This is a genomic window from Zoogloea sp., from assembly GCF_030157465.1.
Taxonomy (GTDB): Bacteria; Pseudomonadota; Gammaproteobacteria; order Burkholderiales; family Rhodocyclaceae; genus Zoogloea.
On the sequence record NZ_JAOAUU010000165.1, the window covers coordinates 1 to 1,926 of the forward strand.

General features: G+C 69.4%; 3 protein-coding genes. All 3 read left to right on the plus strand.

The genetic code is table 11. The features are described 5' to 3' along the window. The first annotated feature begins 34 nt into the window (after nucleotides 1-34). Nucleotides 35-397 carry a transposase gene (locus tag Q1W26_RS19770; protein ID WP_300443761.1) on the plus strand — a complete coding sequence of 121 codons (363 nt, stop codon included), beginning with the start codon at nucleotides 35-37 and terminating at the stop codon, nucleotides 395-397. Further along, complete coding sequence (gene tnpB, locus Q1W26_RS19775; protein WP_300443764.1) at nucleotides 394-741, plus strand: IS66 family insertion sequence element accessory protein TnpB; 348 nt, start codon at nucleotides 394-396, stop codon at nucleotides 739-741. Before Q1W26_RS19770 ends, tnpB begins: the two co-directional genes overlap by 4 nt. Nucleotides 742-787: 46 nt before the next feature. Next, a partial coding sequence (locus tag Q1W26_RS19780; protein ID WP_366143712.1) for an IS66 family transposase occupies nucleotides 788-1,926 on the plus strand: 1,139 nt, incomplete at its 3' end.

Here is a 1,926-nt window from a genome sequence, read left to right on the forward strand (position 1 = left end):
GCGAAGGTGTCCACCATTTTTGAGGGTGGACACCATGGAAATTGAGAAGGCAGCAGGAGTGGCTCGGCGTGGCGCCTATGTTCGGCGCAGCCCCGAGCTGAAGGCGGCGATCGTGGCCGAATGCCTGGTGCCGGGCGCATCGGTCGCCGCGGTGGCCCTGGCTCACGGCGTCAATGCCAACCTCGTTCGCAAATGGATCGAGAAGTCGCGCTCATCGACCCAGGCGGCAGCGGACGTAAGTTGGCTCCCGGTGGTGCCCGACACGCCCCCACCGGCAACGCGGGCCGCCACGCCTCGTGGCGAGATCGAGATCGAGCTCCCCCGTGCCCGTCTCCTGTTGCGAGGGGCCGTGGATCTGGGGGTGCTCGAGCGGGTGCTGGCGAGTCTGTCCCGATGATACGCCCTGGCCCGGGCACCCGCATCTGGCTGGCATGTGGCTTCACCGACATGCGCCGCGACTTCGATGGCCTGGCGGCGCGGGTGCAGAGCCCACTTGAGCAGGATCCCTTCTCGGGCCAGCTGTTCGTCTTTCGCGGACGCAAGGGAGATCGGGTGAAGCTGCTGTGGTGGGACGGCGACGGCCTGTGCCTGCTCGCGAAGCGGCTGGAGAATGGCCGCTTCATCTGGCCCCAGGCCAGCGAGGGGTCGGTGGTCCTCACCGCCGCGCAGCTCGCGATGCTGCTCGAAGGCATCGACTGGCGGCGCCCCGTGCGCACCTGGCAGCCGGAGACGGCAGGATAGGGATTGGGGGCTGTTCACCGACGGGTGTCTCGCGTAGACTCGCGTCATGCCCCAGCCTGTAACACCTCCCCCCATCGACCCTTCTGACGAGGTGGCCGCCCTGCGCCATCAGGTGGGTGAGCTCGAGGCCGAGGTGGTGCGTCTCAAGCTGCTGGTGGCCAAGTACCGTCAGATGCATTTCGGGCGGCGCGCCGAATCTTGGCGGGCCGAAGGGCAGCTCGACCTGCCCTTGCTTCTGACGCCGCAGCCCTTGCCGGCGCCAGCCAAGACGGCCGACGCCCCACCGGCCGCGGGTCGCTCGCCGCGGCGCCAACGCAAACCCTTTCCCGACGATCTGCCTCGGGAGACGATTGAGCATCTACCGACCGACACCCGTTGCCCCTGCTGCGGCGGCGCCTTCAAGCCCCTGGGTGAGGAGGTCTCGGAGATGCTCGAGTACATCCCGGCCAGCTTCAAGGTGATCCGCCATGTGCGCCCCAAACTTGCCTGCGCCCGCTGCGATCACATCGCCCAGGCCGAGGCGCCCAGCCGCCCCATCGCGCGGGGCTTTGCCGGGCCGGCGCTCCTGGCCCACGTGCTGGTGGGCAAGTTCTGTGATCACCTGCCGCTCTATCGGCAAAGCACCATCTTCGCCCGCAGCGGGCTGAGCCTGGAACGCGCCCTCCTGGCCGACTGGGTCGGGCAATGCCACACCCTGCTCAGCCCCCTGGTCGAGGCGGTGAAGCGCCACGTGATGGCCGCTGGCAAGGTCCATGCCGACGACACGCCCTTGCCGGTGCTCTCACCGGGTCGGGGCGAAACGAAGACCGGGCGGCTGTGGGCCTATGTGCGCGATGATCGACCGGCCGCCAGCCTGGATCCGCCGGCGGTCTGGTTCGCCTACTCGGAGAACCGCAAGGGGTGCCACCCCCAAGCCCATCTCGCCCCCTTCAAGGGCGTCCTGCAAGCGGATGCCTATGCAGGGTTCGACGCGCTCTTCGAGGGCGGGACGATCGTCGAGGCGGCCTGCTGGGCCCACGTGCGCAGGAAGTTCTACGACATCCACCGCGCGAGCGCCTCGCCTCTGGCCGCCGAGGCGCTGACCCGGATCCAGGCGCTATATGCCATCGAAGCCCGCGCGCGCGGCAAGCCGCCCGCCGAGCGGGCGCAGCTGCGCCGGCAGGAGGCCGCCCCGCGCCTGGCGGA

What these genes read in the sequence shown, in the direction of transcription:
- Q1W26_RS19770 (WP_300443761.1), top strand. Translation starts at nt 35, where the DNA reads ATGGAAATTGAGAAGGCAGCAGGAGTGGCTCGGCGTGGCGCCTATGTT.
- tnpB (WP_300443764.1), top strand. Translation starts at nt 394, where the DNA reads ATGATACGCCCTGGCCCGGGCACCCGCATCTGGCTGGCATGTGGCTTC.